This is a genomic window from Acinetobacter oleivorans DR1, from assembly GCF_000196795.1.
Classification (GTDB): Bacteria; Pseudomonadota; Gammaproteobacteria; order Pseudomonadales; family Moraxellaceae; genus Acinetobacter; species Acinetobacter oleivorans.
The window spans coordinates 319,806-340,643 of record NC_014259.1; the positions used below are offsets into that span (position 1 = coordinate 319,806).

Consider the following 20,838-nt stretch of genomic DNA (forward strand, 5'->3'; position numbering starts at 1 on the left):
ATGTCTGTTTCTTTTCAAGAAATTAATCCAGTCGAGATTAATGCACAGTGGTCTCAGCAGCCTTTTCATGGCTTTAGTCTAGACAGCCGTAAGGTTCAGTCAGGCCAAATTTTTATTGCTTTGACCAGTTATAGTCAACCTGAAAAAACACGTGCTTTTGCAGAGTCGGCTTTAGCCAATGGCGCACTTGCGATCATTAGCGAGACTGAATTGGGCGTAGCAAATGAATGGGTGTGTCCTGATGTACGTCAGCGCATGGGCGAATGGCAAGAGCGTTATTTGCAACATATTGATCCTGTTACACCAGCGCGTATTGTTGCAGTAACAGGCACAAATGGTAAAACGACAATTTCACGTCTAGTTGCTGAATTAATTAGTTCGCAACAACAGCGCTGTGCGGTGATGGGAACAACAGGTAATGGTATTTTGCCTGATCTGACACCATCAACTCATACTACACTCGATGCTTTACAACTACAAAATGCATTACATGATTATGCTAAACAAGGTGCGACTTTCGCTTCTTTGGAAGCAAGCTCACATGGTTTAGAGCAAGGTCGTTTAAATGGTTGTGCGATTGAAATTGCTGTTTATAGTAATTTGAGTCGTGATCATCTGGATTATCATGGCACTTTAGAGGCTTACGCTGAAGCAAAGGCTCTCTTATTCCGTTTTAATTCTTTAAAAGTAGCTGTTATTAATCTTGATGATGAACATGCTGCTCTTATGATCAATGCAGCAAAACAAAATCCTGCTCAGCCAAAGATTCTGACGTATTCACTTACCCAAAATACGGCTGATTATTATATTAGTGACTTAAGTTACTCTTTGGCAGGGGCGACTTTTAATTTAGTCAGCTCGCAAGGTTCTTTTGCTGTTCAAAGTCCATTATTGGGGCATTTCAACGTTGAAAACCTGATTGCAGCGCTTATTGCTGCTGAGCAAGCAGGTTTTGATTTAGACGCTTTAGTCGCTTTTGTTCCTAAGCTCATTGGAGCACCGGGACGAATGCAGGTCATTCGTGATGGTGAACGTTTATTTGTTGTGGATTATGCCCACACACCTGATGCTTTGATTCAGGTGCTTAAGACTTTAAAACGTCATGTATCTAATCAGCTTTGGGCGGTATTCGGGTGTGGTGGAGATCGTGACCGTGGTAAACGTCCACTCATGACTCAAGCCGCTTTGGATGGAGCGAATCCGATTATTCTAACTTCGGATAATCCAAGAACTGAAGACCCTGAACAAATTTTTGCTGATATGAAGCAAGGAATTAATTTCTCTGGGCATCGCATGCAGGAAATTCATGATCGCCGTGAAGCAATTAAATTTGTTGCACAGCAAGCTCAAGCTGGTGATATTGTGGTTATTGCTGGTAAAGGTCATGAAAATTATCAAGAAATTAATGGTGTGCGCCACTGGTTTGATGATGTTGTCGAAGTACAATCAGCAATTGCTGCACAACACCATACTGTAGACGCTGCTTACCCTGCACAATAGGATTATTTATGCATACTTCAACCACCAGTACCGTGCCTTTGGAACCGTGGACAGCTCAACAATTACAACAGGCAACGCAGGGCTATTGGCATAAAGACCAGATCCCTCAAACTGAAATTAAACGTATTTTGACGGACTCTCGTCATGCGGAAACTGGGGACGCCTTTTTAGCACTAAAAGGTGAGCGTTTTGATGCACACGACTTTGTAGCTCAGGTTGCCGCGAATGGTTGTCAAATCGCGATTGTTGAACGTCCTTTAGATGTAGAAATTGCACAGTTAGTTGTTGCCGATACTCGCTTGGCTTTGGGGCAACTCGGCGCTTATCGCCGTGAGCAAAATACCCAATTAAAAGTGATTGCTTTAACAGGCAGTAGCGGTAAAACCACAACTAAAGAAATGTTGGGAAGTATATTATCGCGCTTAGCTCCGACATTAATCACCCGTGGTAATTTAAATAATGATCTTGGTGTACCCATGATGCTGCTAGAGCTTCGCAAGGAGCATCAATATGCGGTGATGGAGTTGGGTGCAAGCCATCAAGGTGAAATTGATTACACATCAAAGCTTGTTCAGCCTCATGTTGCAGGCATTTTAAATATTGGTACAGCTCATCTGGGCGAATTTGGTGGGCGTGAAGGTATTTGCCGAGCTAAATCGGAAATTTATCGTCATATTTTACCAAATGGCGTTGCAATCGTACCGCAACAAGATGATTTCACTGCTGAGATTCTTGACGCTGCAAAAGCGCATCGTATTTCTACATTTGGTGTAGGTGGCGATGTGTATGCAACAGATATTGAATTATTACCTCAATCAACAAATTTTACGCTACATACGCCGCAAGGCATCAGTGCCGTTAAACTCCCTTTTGCAGGTGAGCATAATGTTCAGAATGCAACCGCAGCTGTGGCTTTTGCTTTAGCAATTGGTATTGGACTAGAAGATATTGTCCAAGGCTTAGAGCAAGCTCAGGGAGCTAAAGGTCGTCTTAACTTTATTCAAAAGTCACCTTACTTATTTATTGATGATACCTATAATGCCAATCCGACTTCAATGCGTGCTGCTGCACAAGTGTTGTTGCAGCAACAAGGCTTAAAAGTGATGGTCATGGGGGATATTGGTGAGTTAGGTGATAGCAGTTGGCAGGAACACCACGATTTAGGTCGTGATCTTGCTGAACTTCCTTTAGATCATATTATTGCAGTTGGGCAGTTTGCTCCAGCCGCTCTCGAGGGTGCAGACTCTCATTCCAATAAAGTGAAAGCATTTCAGACACAAGCTGAGGCGCTTCCATTTCTAATCAATCTAATCCAAACACATCAACCACAGTCCATGAGTTTCCTGTTTAAAGGTTCTCGCTTTACTCATATGGAAACGTTGATGGCTGATTTGATGGAGAAACTTTAAATGCTGTTATGGTTGTTTGAACAACTTGCGGGCTATCACAGTTCGTTTCAGGTCGTTCGTTATTTAACATTACGTTCTTTACTCAGTGTATTAACTTCACTGACCATTGGTTTGGTCCTCGGACCGATCATGATTCGTAAATTACAAGCGTTAAAATACGGTCAGGCAGTAAGTTCATTTGCTCCTGAGAATCATGCTAAAAAGATGGGTACACCAACCATGGGCGGGATTTTAATTCTGCTTTCAATTGGTATTAGTACTTTACTCTGGGCTGATTTATCTAACCCTTATGTCTGGATTGTGCTTGGTGTAATGGTTGTGTTCGGTGCTGTGGGCTGGGCAGATGACTGGATTAAAATCCGCTATAAAGACAATGCAGGTTTACCTGCCCGTAAGAAGTTTTTCTGGACTTCTGTTGCATCGCTTGGGGCTGGTATTGCTTTATATTTAATTGCAACCCAACAGTCGAATGCTGAACATACGGCAAACATGCTGGATTTATTGATTCCATTCTTTAAGAATCTTTCAATTCCACTCTCTATGGTTCCTTTAGGCTTGGCATTTATTGTATTTACCTATCTAGTTATTAATGGTGCTTCTAACGCCGTTAACTTAACTGATGGTTTAGATGGTTTGGCAATCATGCCTGTTGTAATGGTCGCTACGGGCTTAGGTGTATTTGCTTACTTGTCAGGTGACATCCGTTTCGCTAACTATTTGCATATTCCATATGTGAAATATACCTCTGAGCTTGTTGTAATCTGCTCTGCGATGATTGGTGCGGGCTTGGCATTTCTTTGGTATAACGCACACCCTGCTCAAATCTTTATGGGTGATGTTGGCGCATTAGCTTTAGGTGCGATGCTTGGAACAATTGCTGTTATGGTACGCCAAGAAATCGTATTTGCGATTATGGGTGGTGTGTTTGTAATGGAAGCAGTTTCTGTATTCTTGCAAATTGGGTCGCTGCGGATGCGTAATAAACGCGTGTTCTTAATGGCGCCGCTACATCATCATTATGAAAAGCAGGGCTGGAAAGAAACCCAAGTTGTGATTCGTTTTTGGATTATTACAATTATATTAGTAGTTTTAGGTCTAATGACTTTAAAATTGCGATAGATCTTATTTTAGTGTCAATATAAAGCCAGTTCTACTGGCTTTTTTTATTGGAGAGATGAATGACAAAAGTTGCTGGTCTAGACCAATTATCTGTAATTAATCAGAAAGTAGTTGGAGAGGGCGAAGTATTACCTCAAGTTGTGCTTAAAGATGGAAGTCAGGTACAAACCGGAACTGTCGCTACAATGCTGCATAATATTGAATTATATAATGCAGGCCAAAGAGGCCAGATTGAGGAAGAATTAAAGATTGCTATTCCAACTTTAGTCAAAGTGGGGCTATTTGATTTATTTCAGGTAGATGAATGGATTCAGGGAACAAATGCAGGGCGTACATTTGTGGGAATGCATGCAAAGACTTATTTACAACATAAAGAACAAGAGAATAATTAAAAGTGACTAAGCAAATTTTAATGTGTCCTGTGTGTCGTCAGTCTCTCGATTTAAATGAAAAAACTTGGCGATGTGGACAAGGGCATAGTTATGATGTCGCTAAACAAGGTTATGTGAACTTACATGTTGTGCAACATAAACATAGTAAGAATCCTGGAGATACACCAGAGTCTGTCGATGCGCGAAGAGCTTTTTTACAAGGTGGTTATTATCAGCCTTTACAACATGCTGTAGTCGCTTTATTAAAACAATTAGATGTAAAAACCGTACTTGATATTGGGTGTGGTGAAGGTTACTACACCAGCGCTATGCAGCAAGTCGTTGAGCAATGTGTTGGTGTTGATATTGCAAAAAATGCGGTACAGCGTGCAGCAAAGCTTAATGCTGAGGTGACTTGGGTTGTGGGGACTGGTGCGACTTTGCCTGTGCTTGATCAAAGCATGGATGCATGTACCAGTTTGTTTAGCCCAATTCCACAAGCAGAAATTGCTCGAGTTTTAAAGGATGATGGATATTTAATTGTTGTCACTCCTGCATCTGAGCATTTATATGCAATGCGTGAAGCTTTATTTGAACAGGTTAACCCTCATACACCAGAGAAGTTTGTGGAGCAATTGCAAGATTTGTTTGAGCTCAAACAAGAGCAAATTATTAATGCCCCTTTTGTGCTTGACCAACAGGCTTTAAAAAATCTGATTGCTATGACGCCGTATGCTTATAAAGCCTCTCCTGAGCGTCGTTTGCAGTTAGAGCAGCAGTCGCAATTAGAGGTAATGGCATCTTTTCAAATTTATGTCTTTCAGAAACGTAATAAAAACAGCTAGCTAACAGTCTATTTTTAAAAGTGTAAAAAAGTCATCATACGATCTATTTTTAAGAGTGCAAAAAAAGAAGCCATCGTATGATGGCTTTTTTTTTGCTATTCAATCTGATTAATCAGATTTTCTAGTTCATCTTTCTCACGCTTTGGTGCTGCTCCCTGTGAAGGCTTCATCGCAGGAGGTGCAGCTTTTGATGGAATAACAATTTCCTCACCTGGTAAATCGGAAAAGTCATTGTCATTGCTTAGTTTTGGTTGTGGCGGTGCTGGGCGATATAGCGGGCGTGCTAATGGTGGAGCTGCACGATAAGTTTTCTTATCGCCTACTTCAGTAACATTTTGTTGTTTGTCACGTGAAATAGGACCTTGAGCATCTTTATCTAAACGAACCCAAGATGCTGGCGTACCTTGCAATGCTTGACCCATAAAGTTAATCCAGATCGGTAATGCAGCAATACCACCATACTCACGTCGACCTAATGTTGTCGGTTGGTCAAATCCAACCCACGTTACAGTCACTAATTTACCGTTAAAGCCTGCAAACCATGCATCTTTTGCATCGTTGGTTGTACCTGTTTTACCGCCTAAATCACTACGGCCAATTTTAAGTGCGGCACGGCCTGTACCATGCTCAATTACATCACGTAAAATGTTCGCCATATCGTAAGCAGAGCTTGATTTTAAAATACGTTGAGCTTGGCGATATTCGCTATTCGCTTTATCAGTTTGTTTAAGATTAAGTTGCTTAGCTGCCTTTTCTTTCTGCTCTACGTCTTTGTTAGTAACTTCAATCACTTCATCATCTGTTGTCGTAGCTTTCTGCTCGTCATCAGTTGTGTCTGGTGCATTAATACATGGAATACATGCATATTCTGGCTTAGCTTGATAAATCACTTTACCGTATGCATCTTCAATACGCTGAATAAAGTGTGGTTGAACGCGATAACCACCATTTGCAAAAGTTGCATATCCAGTTGCCATTTGAATTGGTAAAACTTGAGGTGTACCTAGAGCAATGGTGTAGTTACGTGGAATTTGATCTTCTTGTAAACCAAAATCCATGAATAACTGGCGAGTACGTTCAATTCCCACCGTTTGCAAAAGGCGTACTGACACGGTATTACGAGACAAATACAAAGCACGGCGTAAAGGGATCATCCCTAAATAACGACCGTCTGAGTTTCTCGGTGTCCACTTACCAATTGTGATAGGACTATCATTCACCATGCTGTATGGCGTCATACCGCGTTCAAGTGCCAATGCATAGACAAACGGTTTGATCGTTGAACCAGGTTGGCGCCAGCCTTGTAAGGCACGGTTAAATTTCGATTGATAGAAGTTATAACCACCTACAATTGCTTCAATTGAACCATCATTCGGGTTAATCGCAATAAGTTGACCTTGAACTTTTGGAACCTGAACTAAAGACCATGCTGTTTTTGCATCATTTGGACGTAAGCGAACAATATCTTTAACTTGAACAATTTGAGATGCACGTGAAGGAGCACCACCTACACTATTCGCATTGCGATAGGGGCGAGCCCATGACATACCTGACCACTGTACAGTAACGGTCGTGCCATCTTGCATTAATGCGTCAAAAGAGCTGCTATTTACCTTGGTAACTTGTGCAGGGTAGGTATTGGCATATGCTCTAAATTCATTTAATGGTTTATCGTGTGCTTCCGCACCACGCCAGCCATGACGACGATCATAAGCTTCAAGACCATCTTGTACAGATTTCTCTGCAATTGCTTGGCGTTTAGCATTGATGGTTGTATAGACTTTATAGCCAGAATCAATGGCTTGTTCGCCAAAATGTTTTACCAGCTCTGAACGAACCATTTCACCTGCATACGGGTGAATATTATTTAAATCCCGATTGGGCATGTTTAAGTTGATCGGTTCAGCTACAGCTTTTTGATATTCTGTTTGAGAGATATAACCCAGCTGTAACATACGGCCTAAAATCCAGTTGCGACGTTCAAGTGCGCGTTCAGGATTAACCACAGGATTGTATTTAGAAGGCGCTTTCGGCAAACCAGCAATCATTGCCATTTGAGCAATGCTGAGCTCATTAATACTTTTGTTGTAATAAATTTTGGCTGCTGCTGCGATACCGTAGGCATTTTTTCCTAAGAAGATTTTATTCACATACAGACTGAGAATTTCTTCTTTAGATAAGTTTTGCTCAATTTTTCGAGCTAAAAAGATCTCGGTTATTTTACGTTTTAAGGTTCTTTCTGGACTTAAATAATAGTTCTTTGCAACCTGCATGGTAATGGTTGAACCACCAGTTTGCACATCAGAACCAGTTACACTTTCACTTAAAGCACGCCCTAAACCTTTAAAACTGATCCCGCTATGTTCAAAGAAAGAAGAATCTTCTGCTGCTAAAAATGCATGAATAAAAGCAGGAGGAATTTGTTTGTATTCAACTGGAATAGAAAGCTTACCACCATACTCAGCAATCAGTTGATTATCCGAGGTATAGACCTGTAGAGGTTTTAAAAGCGGAGCTTTTTTTAGTGAACTCATTTCAGGGAGCGATGGGGCGATATAGAGATACATGCCATAAAAGCCCATCGGAAGTGAGACTAAGATAATAATAATGATCAAAAAAATTGGACGCACGAAGCCCAAACTGGATAGCTTTTTCATGATAAGTAAGCTTTAATAAGATCGAATACAAACTAATTGTGGTCAGTATAGCCTTTAGACATGCGGATTGTTAGATGAGATATTGTATCCGTGTAAAAATAAAGACCTAGATTATTGGTTTGTAATTTTTTTTGGGGATAAAAAAATAATAGGACAATAGTGTGCTCAGGTTATATCGTAAACCGAATAAGGGGTTAATGGGTGTCGATATTAGTTCGACTTCTGTTAAGTTGTTAGAGCTCTCTGTTAAGAACGGTAAATATTGGGTGGAAAGCTATGCTTTGATGCCTTTACCCGAGAACAGTGTAGTTGAAAAAAATATCTTGAATCCAGAGGCAGTTGCGGAAGCTTTGGAACGGGCGATGAATTTAGCAAATCCCCAAACCAGTAACGCTGCAATTGCTGTTCCAACATCGACGGTTATTCATAAAACCATCGAAATGGATGCAGATATGAATGATGATGAACGAGAAGTTCAGATTCGTTTAGATGCGGAGCAGTATATACCGTTCCCTTTGGATGAAGTGAGTCTTGATTTTGAGGTTTTATCAGATCGACTGCCTAATCCAAACCGTGTAAATGTACTTCTAGTTGCAACAAGAACAGAAAATGTTGAAACACGAGTAGAAGTGCTGGAGCTGGTGGATCTAACGCCTAAGCTTGCTGATGTCGAAAGTTATGCTGTCGAGCGCGCTTTTAGTGTATTTGCTGATAGTTTGCCCATGGGTGCAAATACCATTGGTATTTTAGATATCGGCCATACCATGACTACATTATCGGTTATGCAAAGTGGCAAAATCATTTATACCCGTGAACAAGTCTTCGGCGGCAAACAGCTTACTCTGGAAATTCAAAGCCGTTATGGTTTGTCATTGGAAGAAGCGGGACGAGCTAAAAAAGAACGTTCTTTACCAGATGACTATGACATTGAAGTTTTAGAGCCATTTTTAGATGCCGTTGTGCAGCAAGCTGCCAGATCTCTACAATTTTTCTTCTCTTCTTCACAATTCAATGAAATAGACCATATTTTACTAGCTGGTGGGAATGCCAATATTCCTGGGCTTGCCAAATTGTTGCAGCAAAAACTTGGTTATCGTGTGACCATTGCCAATCCATTTTTACAAATGGGTTTTTCTCCTCAAGTCGATATTCAAAAACTTGAAAATGATGCTTCATCATTAATGGTGGCATGTGGTTTGGCTTTAAGGAGTTTTGATTAATGGCAACAATTAATTTACTTCCTTGGCGTGATGGGCTTAGGGAACAACGCAAAAAACAATTTATTATTTTCTGTTTTGGGGTCGTTGTGCTGGGGATTACCACTGTATCTTCTGGGTGGTTTTATTTAAATCAAAAATTAGATGATCAAGAACAAGCTAATCAACTCATAACCAGTACAAACCAGAGTCTAGATCAACAGCTTAAAACCTTAAATGGCTTGCAAGAACAGCGTGATGCCATTATCGAACGTATGAAACTTATTCAGGGATTGCAAAGTCAACGTCCTGTTGTTGTGCGTTTGGTGGATGAATTGGTACGGGTGACTCCGGCAGCGATGTATTTGACTAAATTTAGCAGAACTGGAGATAAGTTTACCATTGAAGGTAAAGCAGAAAGTCCAAATACGGTCGCGGAGTTATTACGTAATCTCGAAGCATCACCATGGTATCGCAACGCTTTCATGAACTCTTTCTTGGCGACTGAAGAGAAAAAAGATAAGACGGCAAGTTCGCTGCTTCCTAGAGTAGAAGATAGTTATGGCAGTTTTGTTGTGACTGTTGATTTAGGAGAAATGGGGGTGACTACAACAGATGATACCGCCAATACGTCTGTAAGTGCGGATAAGGGGGCGGTTAAATGAGTCCAGATGAACTTCATGAGTTGTCGTTAGAACAAGCTCCATCTAAGAAAAAACAGATTACTTTAGAAAAATTTCTTCAGCAATTTAACACACTAGATATGAACAGTTATGGTAGCTGGCCATTATCTGTGAAAATTACGTGCTGGGTTTTTATTTTCTTTGCTGTATTGGCTTTAGGATACTTTGTTGTTATTCAACCAAAGTTACAAGCAATTGATAATGCGCAGGCGCAAGAAAGTAATTTGTTGAATGAGTTTCGCGAAAAGGATTCAAAATTACGTAACTTGCAGCAATATCAACTTCAACTTCAAGAGATGCAAGCAAACTTTAATCAGCAGTTAGAACAACTCCCAAAAGAAACCGAGATTCCAAGCTTGGTTGAGGATATTAACTTAACTGGTGTGAGCTCTGGTCTGAAGTTTAAAAATATTCGTTTAGAAGATGAAGTGAAGCAGGAAATCTTTATTGAACAGCCTATTACGATGGAAGCAACTGGCGATTATCACGCTTTTGGTGCTTTTGTTAGTAGTATTGCGGCATTACCACGTATTGTGACGATGCATGATTTTGTTGTAGAAGCTGCACCTGTTAAAGATAGTAAGTCAGATATTCCTGTCCTTAATTATTCTATTAAAGCAAAAACTTATCGCTATATGGGCGCCGTAGAAAATGCTGAACATTCGGAAAACAACGCTTCGGCTTCAGTAGCACCTGTTTCCTCTACTGCTAATACACAGTCGAAATAGGAGCATTACAATGAAACTTAAGCAAATTTCTTTTTCTATTTTGGCATGTTTAGTTTTAGTTGGATGTGACTCGAGAATTGATGCTGTAAATCAGCAAATGGCAAATATACGTAATCAGCCACCACAGCCGATAGATCCAGCACCTATTTTCACGCCTGTGCCACAATTTAACTATGCGGCTCATCAGCTAAAGAGTCCATTTTTACCAAGCTCACTTGCTGCTGAGCTCAAAATTATGGCAGGAAAACGGGTATATCCGAATTTCTCACGTGCACCTCAGCCTCTAGAAAGTTATGCATTAGAATCCTTAAACATGAAAGGAAGCATACGTAATAACCGTGGGCAAGTATTGGCTCTTATCCAATCACCCGATCAGCAAATTGAACGGGTACAGGTGGGGAATTATATCGGGATGAACCAAGGGCGTATTACCCATATTGGTCCAACCCAGATTGATCTGGTAGAGATTGTCCCTGATGGGCGCGAAGGCTATGTGGAGAGACCAAGAACCTTAGTGTTAATTGGACCCGCACCCTAAAATTTAGGGAATAACAAAGAAAAAGTATTTTTAAAGATTATTTAATTGGGGATGGTCAGACAATGAATCACGTATTCCGTCAGTTTTCTATGGGGGCTGTAGCCATTGCACTTATGCAGGTTGCCTCTGCACAGGTCAGCATGACCAATATTGTACCAACGCAAATTGCAGGTCAGGGTACAGAAATTCGAGTTATGTTTAATGGTTTGCCACCACAACCACAGGCATACCAACTTGAAAATCCTTCACGTTTGATTTTGGATTTTAATAAAGCTCAGCAGACTTTAACACAGTCAAAAGTAGCAATTGGTACAAATGAAGCAAGCTCAGTTGATGTAAGTTCTGATGATCAGCGCTCACGTTTAACTGTAAATTTAAAAGAGGCAGGTGCGTTTACAACGCGCATTGAAGGCAATACTTTTATTCTAAAGATTAATTCAGCTCAAGCAGCTATTAAGCCTTTACCAACCACTACAGTACAGCCACAAGGTGTCTCAAATATTGGCTTTCAGCGCGGTGGTCAAGGTGAAGGATTAATTGTTATTGATTTATTGGGAAGTAATACCCCTGTTGATGTTCAGCAACAAGGTAGCAAAGTCGTAGTGAGAACTCTGGGCTCTAAAATTCCCACACATTTAGCTAAACGTTTAAATGTGAATGATTTTGCAACTCCTGTTTCTACCATTGAATCTTATAACGAAAAAGGCAATGGTGTTATTACGATCCAATCTACTGGTAGCTATGAATATATGGCTTATCAAGCGGAAAATAAACTCACCATTAGCTTAAAGCGCCCTCAGGATAAAAACGTAACTTCTTTATATAAGACACCTAATTACTCTGGTAATAAGCTTTCTCTTGATTTCCAAGATATTGAAGTCCGTCGCGTTTTACAGTTACTTGCCGATTTTACTGGCATTAATATGGTGGCCGCCGATAGTGTTCAGGGTAATATTACTTTGCGCTTGAAAGATGTTCCGTGGGATCAGGCACTTGATATTATTTTAAAGACCAAAAATCTTGATAAACGTAGAAATGGTAATGTTATTTGGATTGCTCCTGTTACTGAATTGATTAAGGCTGAAGAAGAAGAAGCAAAAGCTGTCGCTCAGAGTGTCAAACTCGCTCCTTTGCAAACTGAGTATATTCAACTTAAATATGCTCAAGCACAGGATATTATGGGTTTAATTACTCAAGGTTCAAATAATGGCAATGGTTTGCAGCATACTTCAGGTGGAGGTACTTCAACTTCTACTAACTTAAATACGGGTGTTGATAGTTTAGGAAATAACGTAGGAAGTTTATTGAGTCCACGTGGAACAATTACTCAAGATGATCGTACCAATACTTTAATTATTAACGATACAGCTCAGTCGATTGATCAAATTCGTAAAATGATTGATTTACTAGATGTGCAAGTTAAGCAGGTCATGGTTGAGGCACGTATTGTTAGAGCTTCTACTTCTTTTACCAAAGAGCTTGGTGTTAAGTGGGGGATCCTATCTCAAGGAATTACCAATAATAATAACTTGCTGGTTGGTGGTAGTGAAACAACTTTATGGAATTTACGAGAACCCAAAAAAGATGAGACTACGGGAGGATATAAATACACGATTGAACGTCCAGATAATTTAAACGTCGATTTAGGGGTGACCAATCCGGCTGGAAGTATTGCCTTTGGTTTGATTAGCATGTCTGATTTTATGCTTGATCTTGAACTTTCAGCATTACAAGCCGATGGCTATGGTGAGGTTATTTCTACACCTAAAGTCATGACAGCAGATAAACAACCAGCGAAAGTTGCGACAGGTCAGCAGGTCCCTTATCAATCTACAACGAACTCTGCTGCAGGCTCAACTGCCACAACTTCATTTAAAGATGCGCTGTTAAGCTTAAACGTGACACCAAGTATTACACCTGACGGGAAGATCCAAATGAAATTAGATATTTCGAAAGATTCCGTTGCTGGTGCTGCTCCTAATGGCGAGTTAATTTTAAATAAAAATCAGATTAACACTAATGTATTGGTTAATAACGGTGAAACAGTCATTTTAGGTGGGGTGTTTGAGCAGACGACAACTAACTCACAAACCAAGGTTCCTTTCTTTGGTGATATTCCTGTACTTGGGCATTTATTCAGAAAAGATGTGAAATCTGATGATAAACAAGAGTTACTGATTTTCGTTACTCCACGAATTGTTAATGACACTTTGGTGAGAAATCATTAATATATTTTTTAATGAAAGCAATTGAAATAGGTGGCGCCTTGCCAAGCAAAGCGTTTGAAACCCTGCCAAATATTTATTTGGTGGGGCCCATGGGGGCAGGAAAAACAACCGTTGGACGTCATTTAGCCGAAATATTAGGGCGTGAATTTTTAGATAGTGATCATGAAATTGAACGCAAAACAGGGGCTACTATTCCTTGGATTTTTGAAAAAGAAGGGGAATTCGGATTTCGTGCTCGTGAAACCATAGTGTTGAATGAGTTAACTTCCCGTAAGGCTTTGGTTTTAGCAACAGGCGGTGGTGCGATTACTCAAGCACCCAATCGTGAGTTTCTAAAGCAGCGTGGTATAGTCGTTTATCTTTACACTCCAGTGGAACTACAATTGCAACGAACTTATCGCGATAAAAACAGACCTCTATTACAAGTTGAAAACCCTGAACAAAAATTGCGAGATTTGTTAAAAATACGTGATCCTTTATATCGTGAAGTTGCTCATTACACGATTGAAACCAATCAGGGTGCTGCACGCGATCTTGCTCAAAAGATTCTGCAACTTATTTTGTCTAACACGCTAAAATAGCCAAACTTACTCGTGGTTTAATAAACTCATGCAAACTTTACATGTTGAATTAGGCGAACGCCGTTATCCTATTTTTATTGGCAGTCAACTTGATCCTAAACAGTTGCTTGAACCTTATATTCATGGTCAACAGGTCATGATTGTGAGTAACGAAACGGTCGCACCTTTATATTTATCTCACTATCAAGAAGCATTAAAAAGTTTGGGTAAAACTGTAGCTACGTGTATTTTGCCCGATGGTGAAAAATATAAAGATATTCAACATTTAAATTTAATTTTTGATGCACTACTTGAAACTGGTTTTAACCGAGATTGTACGGTTTTAGCTTTAGGTGGTGGTGTGATTGGTGATATGGCTGGCTTTGCATCTGCATGTTTTCAGCGTGGTGTTTATTTTGTTCAGGTTCCAACTACGCTCCTTTCACAAGTAGATTCAAGTGTAGGTGGTAAAACTGGTATTAATCATCCACTGGGTAAAAACATGCTTGGCGCATTTCAGCAACCTCAAGTTGTTTTGGCTGATATGGCTCAACTCAACACCTTACCGGATCGAGAGTTGTCTGCTGGATTATCAGAAGTCATTAAATATGCCTTGTTAGGCGACGCTGATTTTCTTGTTTGGTTAGAACAAAATATGGATGGGTTGATTGGGCGAGATGCTGATCTTTTAGCAGAAGCTGTTTATCGTTCATGTACTCATAAAGCCCGTATTGTTGCAAACGATGAAAAAGAGCAAGGAGAAAGAGCCTTACTCAACTTAGGTCATACGTTTGGTCATGCTATTGAATCTTATCTGGGTTATGGAACTTGGTTGCATGGCGAAGCAGTAGCTACCGGCATGGTTATGGCAGCTGATTTATCACACCGTTTAGGCTGGATTTCAAATGATGATGTAGAGCGTACAAAAAAAATTATTCAACGCGCTAATTTGCCGATATCATGTCCAAAAATTCCATTGGATGAATTCCTTGGATATATGGCACATGATAAAAAAGTTCTCAATGGTCAATTACGTTTAGTGTTGTTAAAGCAACTTGGACAAGCGGTAATTACTAAAGACTTTGATGTTGAACTCATGAAACAAGCTATTTTGGCAAATCAACACGGATAATAAATTAAGGTAACACATGACTGTATCACGTACACTTTGGCAGAATGTTCAACAATATATCTGGTTGGTGGGTGGTATCGTCTGCTTGTTTCTGGCTTTTCTTTTCTGGGTAATGACGGATAGTAAGAAGCTTGTAGAAGTTGAAAAAGCTGCTGATTCAGAAGCACCTGTGCAAATTCAGCCAGAAAAAGTGGCAACAACGGCTAACTTAGGGGCTTTAGCCGATGAGGTTAGGCCTCTTGATTTAACGACTCGCACAGTTGCTTCAGGTCAGCATGAAGCAGAGTTTCGCGGTACAAAATTTATTAACGAAAACAAGAAACAGTGGACGCTTGAGTTATTCCGTGCATCTGACGAAGATATTATTAAAAACTTTTTAAAGAATCGTTCAGACCGAAATAAATTTATCTACTTCCGATTAAGTGGAGAGAAGCAATCTGAACAATATGTTTTGACATATGGTGTATTTAAGCGTTCTGAGGATGCAATTCAGCAGTTAACGCAACTGAATCTTGATTTGCCTGAATCAATTAAGCCACAACCACAACAATTTTCTACTTATGTACCACTAGTTAATGACTTGGGTGCAGATGAAATGAAAGGTGGCATTAGCCAAACTTATGAAGTGCGTTTACGTCCAGCGGCTTTGCCTAAAATTGATGAGTCTTTGCTCATGGGCGCAGGTGTAAACGGTGCGACAAGTACGCAGCCGAAAGTGGCTGCTCCAGCAACGAACTCTACAACTCGAACGACCATTATTCGCCGAGATGCTGAAGGAAATGTTGTGGATGTACATCAGTCCAATTCTGCAGATGCTTCTAAAAAGACTCAGCAAAATCGTGAAATTGAAACTACTCCTAAAAATGCAACAAATGAGGGCACAAGAGGGAACTAAGGATAAGAATAATGTGCACAAATATAGTGCAATAACAAAAGATATATATAATTTTTGATCAAGTGTGGTGCATATTTGGTCATTTATTAAAATGATAGCCTGAATAAAACTGATCTATTTTTAAGAAATATAAACACTTAAGCTTTAAAAATCATATTGGCATAGTTTTTGCTTTATTCTTGTGCTTATTAATGTACTGCTAACTATTTTGGCGCTCTAAAGAGTGAAGTCTATGCAGAGTCGTGGGGTCGAGCTGCTTTAAAAGAGTGCGAAATAAGTCAAAACATTTTTCTAGCAAAAACCAGTGTACGTAAAAATGGAACAGCGTATATTGGCTTATCAGCCCAAAATTTTTTTTTGCGAAACATTGAGCTAACTATCGTCCGTAGGCAATATCGCAGAAATAAGTTGTTTGTTTGACGCTCGAAAGAGCCTTATTGAAAGAAGGGTACGCTATGCACATGCCATCGCCTAATACTGTAGCTCCCGCTCAAGGTTTATATCAACCTGATGAGTTTAAGGATAACTGTGGTTTTGGACTGATTGCCCATATGAAGGGTGAATCAAGTCATCATCTTGTAGAAACCGCGATTCACAGTTTAAGTTGCATGACGCACCGTGGTGGTATTGCCGCAGATGGCAAGACGGGAGATGGTTGCGGCTTATTATTGGCGATGCCAAAGCAATTTTTCCGTGATGAAGCAAAAAAACTAAGCGATATTACACTTAGCGAAGTTTTTGCTGTAGGAACGGTATTTTTAAATGTCGATCCGGCATTAGCGCAGCACTCTAAAAATATTTTAACTAAAGAAATCGAGGCTGATGGCTTACGCGTATTGGCTTGGCGTGTTGTCCCTACAAATAATGATGCACTAGGTGAAATTGCACTTCAATCTTTACCTGCTTTTGAACAGGTCATTGTGAACTGTCCAATGGGTGTAACTGAAGTTGAGTTTAACCGTAAACTATTTTTGGCACGTCGTCGTGCAGAACAACAATTACAAAATGATCCGTCATTCTATGTGACTACGCTTTGTTCGACAGTGATCAGCTATAAAGGCTTGATGATGCCGGCTGCAATTGCTGAGTTCTATACAGATTTGGCAGACGAACGTTTAAAATCACATATCGTGGTGTTCCACCAACGTTTCTCGACCAACACTTTACCTCGTTGGCCTTTGGCTCAACCATTCCGTTACCTTGCGCATAATGGTGAAATCAACACTATTACAGCAAACCGTAACTGGGCATTGGCACGTACGCCTAAATTTGAAAACCCATTGTTACCAGGCCTAACTGAGCTTAACCCAATTGTGAACCGTACTGGTTCAGACTCTTCAAGCTTAGATAACATGCTTGAAATCTTGGTTGGTGGCGGTATGGATTTATTCCGTGCATTGCGTATGCTCGTGCCACCAGCTTGGCAAAACGTTGAAACTTTAGATGCAGACTTACGTGCATTCTATGAGTTCAACTCTAAGCATATGGAAGCTTGGGATGGTCCAGCAGGTTTAGTAATTCAAGATGGTCGTCATGCCATCTGTATGCTTGACCGTAATGGTTTACGCCCTGCACGTTGGGTCATTACCAAAAATGATTACATTACCTTGGCATCTGAAATTGGTGTGTGGGGTTATGAACCTGAAGATGTTATTTCTAAAGGTCGCGTAGGCCCTGGTCAAATTTTAGTAGTTGATACTTTAACAGGTAAAGTACTTGATACTAAAGATGTTAGTACTCATTTGAAAAATATGCGTCCGTACCGTGAGTGGTTACGTGATCATGCAATTCGCCTCAATGCTAATCCTGAACTTGAAGAACAATTAGTTGATCAAGGTTTAACAGGTGATGCTTTAAAAGCAGCTCAAAAAATGTTTATGGTGACATTTGAAGAGCGCGACCAGTTGTTGCGTCCTATTGCTGAAAGTGGTCAGGAAGCTGTAGGTTCTATGGGTGATGATACGCCAATGGCTGTATTGTCTCGTCAAGTACGCCATGTGACTGATTATTTCCGTCAACAATTTGCGCAAGTAACAAACCCGCCAATTGATCCACTACGTGAATCGATTGTAATGTCGCTCGAAACCTGTTTAGGTCGTGAACAGAATGTATTTGAGCAAGGTCCAGAGCACGCAGATCGAATCATTATTTCGAGCCCTGTTCTGTCTAACTCAAAAATGCAGCAAATCCGTAGTATTGATCGTGCAGGGTATGCGTCTGTTGACATCAATTTGAACTATGCTGAAGAAGAAGGTTTGCAAGCTGCGATTACACGTATCTGTGAAGAAGCGGCGCAAGCGGTTCGTGAGGGTAAAACTTTAATTGTTTTAACTGATAAAAATATTCGCCAAGGTTTCTTGCCTGCAAACGCAGCGCTTGCAACAGGGGCAGTACATCATTACCTCATTAAAACTGGTTTACGTACTGATGCAAACATCATGGTTGAAACTGGTTTTGCACGTGATCCGCATCAATTTGCGGTATTACTAGGTTTCGGTGCAACCGCTGTTTACCCATACCTTGCATATGACGTAATTAATGATTTGATTGCGAAAGGTGAGCTTTTAGGTGATCCAATCCATGCTCAAGCAAACTTCCGTAAAGGTATTGAGAAAGGCTTATTAAAAGTTCTTTCAAAAATGGGTATCTCTACCGTTGCTTCGTATCGTGGTGGTCAGCTTTTTGAAGCAGTGGGTTTATCATCTGAAGTTGTAGATCAGTGCTTCTTGGGTGTTCCAAGTCGTATTCAGGGTGCAACATTTGCTGATCTTGAAAAAGACCAGAAAAAATTAGCTGCTACAGCATGGTCAAATCGTAAACCAATTGATCAAGGTGGCCTGCTTAAATTCGTATTTGATAAAGAGTATCACGCGTTTAACCCAGATGTGATTAACTCATTACACAAAGCGGTTCGCTCAGGTAAATACGAACACTTTAAAGAATATGCTGAGCTGGTGAATAACCGTCCAGTAGCAACTATTCGCGACTTATTTAAGTTAAAAACAACGAACTCGATTCCAGTTGAGCAAGTTGAATCAGTTGAAGACATTTTGCCTCGTTTTGACTCTGCAGGGATGTCTTTAGGTGCTCTTTCTCCAGAAGCGCATGAAGCGATTGCAATTGCGATGAACACGATTGGTGGTCGTTCAAACTCTGGTGAGGGCGGTGAAGATCCTGTTCGCTACGGCACAATTCGTAACTCGAAAATCAAACAGATCGCATCTGGTCGTTTTGGTGTAACGCCTGCATATCTAACTTCTGCTGAAGTATTGCAAATTAAAGTTGCTCAAGGTGCAAAACCAGGTGAAGGCGGTCAGTTACCGGGCGGTAAAGTAAATGGTTTAATTGCACGTTTACGTTACTCAGTGCCGGGTGTAACACTGATTTCACCTCCACCACACCATGATATTTACTCAATTGAAGATTTGTCTCAGTTAATTTTTGACTTGAAACAAGTTAACCCGCAAGCAATGGTTTCGGTAAAACTGGTATCTGAGCCAGGTGTAGGGACAATTGCAGCTGGTGTTGCGAAGGCATATGCAGACTTCATTACCATTTCTGGTTATGACGGTGGTACTGCTGCATCTCCACTTTCATCTATTCACCATGCGGGTTCTCCATGGGAGTTAGGTCTAAGTGAGGCGCATCAAGCTCTTCGTGTAAATGACTTGCGTGGCAAAGTACGTGTACAAACTGATGGTGGTTTAAAAACTGGTCTTGATGTGATCAAGGCAGCAATTTTAGGTGCTGAGAGCTTTGGTTTCGGTTCAACCCCAATGATTGCGTTAGGTTGTAAATATCTACGTATTTGCCACTTAAACAACTGTGCGACTGGTGTTGCAACTCAACAAGATCACTTACGTCAAGAGCACTACATTGGCGAACCAGAAATGCTCATCAATTTCTTCCACTTTATTGCGGAAGAAACACGTGAATGGTTGGCAGCATTAGGTGTGTCTTCATTGAAAGACTTAATCGGCCGTGTTGATTTACTCGAAGTATTACCGGGTGAAACTGAAAAACATGCTCACCTAGATTTAAGTGCATTGTTAACTTCTCATCCATCTGCTGACGGTAAAGCACAGTACTGTGAAGTACAGGGGAATGCACCATTTGATAAAGGTGTGTTAGCTGAGAAAATGGTTGCTGAAATGCTTCCTGCAATTGAATCAAGCGCAGGTGGTCAGTTCGACTTCAATGTTGTGAACTGTGACCGCTCGATCGGTGCTCGTGTGTCTGGTGAAATTGCTCGTCGCTATGGCAACTTAGGTATGGAAGTACATCCAGTAGTGATGAACTTAACTGGTACAGCTGGTCAGTCACTTGGTGTATGGAACGCGGGTGGTTTACACATCCGTCTTGAAGGTGATGCAAACGACTATGTGGGTAAAGGTATGGCAGGTGGTCGTATCTCAATTTTCCCACCAAAAGGTTCACCTTTCCAAACCCAAAACACAGCAATTATTGGTAATACCTGTTTGTATGGCGCAACTGGCGGTAAGCTTTTTGCAGCGGGTACAGCGGGTGAGCGTTTTGCAGTTCGTAACTCTGGTGCATTTGCTGTAATTGAAGGTGCTGGCGATCACTGCTGTGAATATATGACAGGTGGTGTTGTGACTGTACTTGGTAAAGTAGGCCATAACTTTGGCGCGGGCATGACTGGTGGTTTTGCTTATGTACTTGACCTGGACAATGACTTCGTAGATTACTACAACCACGAATTGATTGATTTAAATCGTATTTCAACAGAATCTATGGAAGATCATAAAGAGTTCTTGTTGCGTATTATCGATGAGCATATTAAAGAAACAGGTAGTGCCTGGGCTTATAAGATCCGCAATGAGTTCGATTTCTACAGCCGTAAATTCTGGCTTGTGAAACCAAAGGCTGCTAATTTACAAACGCTTTTGAAAACAACACAAGCTGATCCACAATAATTCCACGACTGCAACGACATAGGCAGGTGCGGACAACAGT

Annotated in this window: 15 protein-coding genes; 14 read left to right on the forward strand and 1 reads right to left on the reverse strand. The window is 40.6% G+C overall.

Annotation, left to right across the window (positions count from 1 at the left end; genetic code table 11):
• The 5 genes from AOLE_RS01495 to AOLE_RS01515 are packed head-to-tail and all read left to right on the forward strand — an operon-like array spanning window position 1 to window position 5,244.
• Window positions 1–1,500, forward strand: coding sequence for a UDP-N-acetylmuramoyl-L-alanyl-D-glutamate--2,6-diaminopimelate ligase (locus AOLE_RS01495; RefSeq protein WP_013196689.1), 1,500 nt, complete (start codon window positions 1–3; stop codon window positions 1,498–1,500).
• Window positions 1,501–1,508: 8 nt separating this feature from the next.
• Window positions 1,509–2,909, forward strand: coding sequence for a UDP-N-acetylmuramoyl-tripeptide--D-alanyl-D-alanine ligase (locus tag AOLE_RS01500; protein ID WP_013196690.1), 1,401 nt, complete (start codon window positions 1,509–1,511; stop codon window positions 2,907–2,909).
• Window positions 2,910–4,028, forward strand: a complete 1,119-nt coding sequence (gene mraY, locus AOLE_RS01505; RefSeq protein ID WP_004789827.1) for a phospho-N-acetylmuramoyl-pentapeptide-transferase — start codon at window positions 2,910–2,912, stop codon at window positions 4,026–4,028.
• A 59-nt stretch (window positions 4,029–4,087) separates the two neighbouring features.
• Window positions 4,088–4,420: a DUF7709 family protein gene (locus tag AOLE_RS01510; RefSeq protein WP_013196691.1), complete on the forward strand. Its 333-nt coding sequence runs from the start codon at window positions 4,088–4,090 to the stop codon at window positions 4,418–4,420.
• A 2-nt stretch (window positions 4,421–4,422) separates the two neighbouring features.
• Window positions 4,423–5,244: a putative RNA methyltransferase gene (locus AOLE_RS01515; protein ID WP_023274368.1), complete on the forward strand. Its 822-nt coding sequence runs from the start codon at window positions 4,423–4,425 to the stop codon at window positions 5,242–5,244.
• A 95-nt stretch (window positions 5,245–5,339) separates the two neighbouring features.
• Here AOLE_RS01515 and ponA read toward each other — a convergent pair whose 3' ends face one another.
• A complete protein-coding gene (gene ponA / locus AOLE_RS01520) occupies window positions 5,340–7,901 on the reverse strand; it encodes a penicillin-binding protein PBP1a (RefSeq protein ID WP_013196693.1) in 2,562 nt (853 codons plus the stop codon).
• Window positions 7,902–8,062: 161 nt separating this feature from the next.
• On the opposite strand from ponA, the gene AOLE_RS01525 reads away from it, so the two are divergent.
• The 9 genes from AOLE_RS01525 (at window position 8,063) to gltB (ending at window position 20,798) form a co-directional block, all read left to right on the forward strand.
• Entirely contained in the window at window positions 8,063–9,121 is a 1,059-nt protein-coding gene (locus tag AOLE_RS01525; protein ID WP_023274369.1) for a pilus assembly protein PilM, read from the forward strand.
• Window positions 9,121–9,762 (forward strand): PilN domain-containing protein, encoded by a 642-nt coding sequence (locus AOLE_RS01530; protein ID WP_013196695.1) that lies wholly within the window; start codon window positions 9,121–9,123, stop codon window positions 9,760–9,762. The genes AOLE_RS01525 and AOLE_RS01530 overlap by 1 nt, the downstream gene beginning before the upstream one ends.
• Window positions 9,759–10,508 (forward strand): type IV pilus inner membrane component PilO, encoded by a 750-nt coding sequence (pilO, locus tag AOLE_RS01535; protein ID WP_013196696.1) that lies wholly within the window; start codon window positions 9,759–9,761, stop codon window positions 10,506–10,508. The genes AOLE_RS01530 and pilO overlap by 4 nt, the downstream gene beginning before the upstream one ends.
• 10 nt (window positions 10,509–10,518) lie before the next feature.
• Window positions 10,519–11,046 carry a pilus assembly protein PilP gene (locus AOLE_RS01540; RefSeq protein ID WP_013196697.1) on the forward strand — a complete coding sequence of 176 codons (528 nt, stop codon included), beginning with the start codon at window positions 10,519–10,521 and terminating at the stop codon, window positions 11,044–11,046.
• Between the two features lie 62 nt (window positions 11,047–11,108).
• The gene (pilQ, locus tag AOLE_RS01545) at window positions 11,109–13,274 is read left to right on the forward strand and encodes a type IV pilus secretin PilQ family protein (protein ID WP_013196698.1); all 2,166 of its coding nucleotides are present in this window, start codon (window positions 11,109–11,111) and stop codon (window positions 13,272–13,274) included.
• Between the two features lie 11 nt (window positions 13,275–13,285).
• Window positions 13,286–13,855 carry a shikimate kinase AroK gene (gene aroK / locus AOLE_RS01550; RefSeq protein WP_004789808.1) on the forward strand — a complete coding sequence of 190 codons (570 nt, stop codon included), beginning with the start codon at window positions 13,286–13,288 and terminating at the stop codon, window positions 13,853–13,855.
• 28 nt (window positions 13,856–13,883) lie between these two features.
• Window positions 13,884–14,966, forward strand: coding sequence for a 3-dehydroquinate synthase (gene aroB, locus AOLE_RS01555; RefSeq protein WP_013196699.1), 1,083 nt, complete (start codon window positions 13,884–13,886; stop codon window positions 14,964–14,966).
• Window positions 14,967–14,982: 16 nt separating this feature from the next.
• Entirely contained in the window at window positions 14,983–15,861 is an 879-nt protein-coding gene (locus AOLE_RS01560; RefSeq protein WP_005300981.1) for a hypothetical protein, read from the forward strand.
• A 461-nt stretch (window positions 15,862–16,322) separates the two neighbouring features.
• Window positions 16,323–20,798: a glutamate synthase large subunit gene (gene gltB / locus AOLE_RS01565; protein WP_171056840.1), complete on the forward strand. Its 4,476-nt coding sequence runs from the start codon at window positions 16,323–16,325 to the stop codon at window positions 20,796–20,798.
• Window positions 20,799–20,838: the final 40 nt, after the last annotated feature.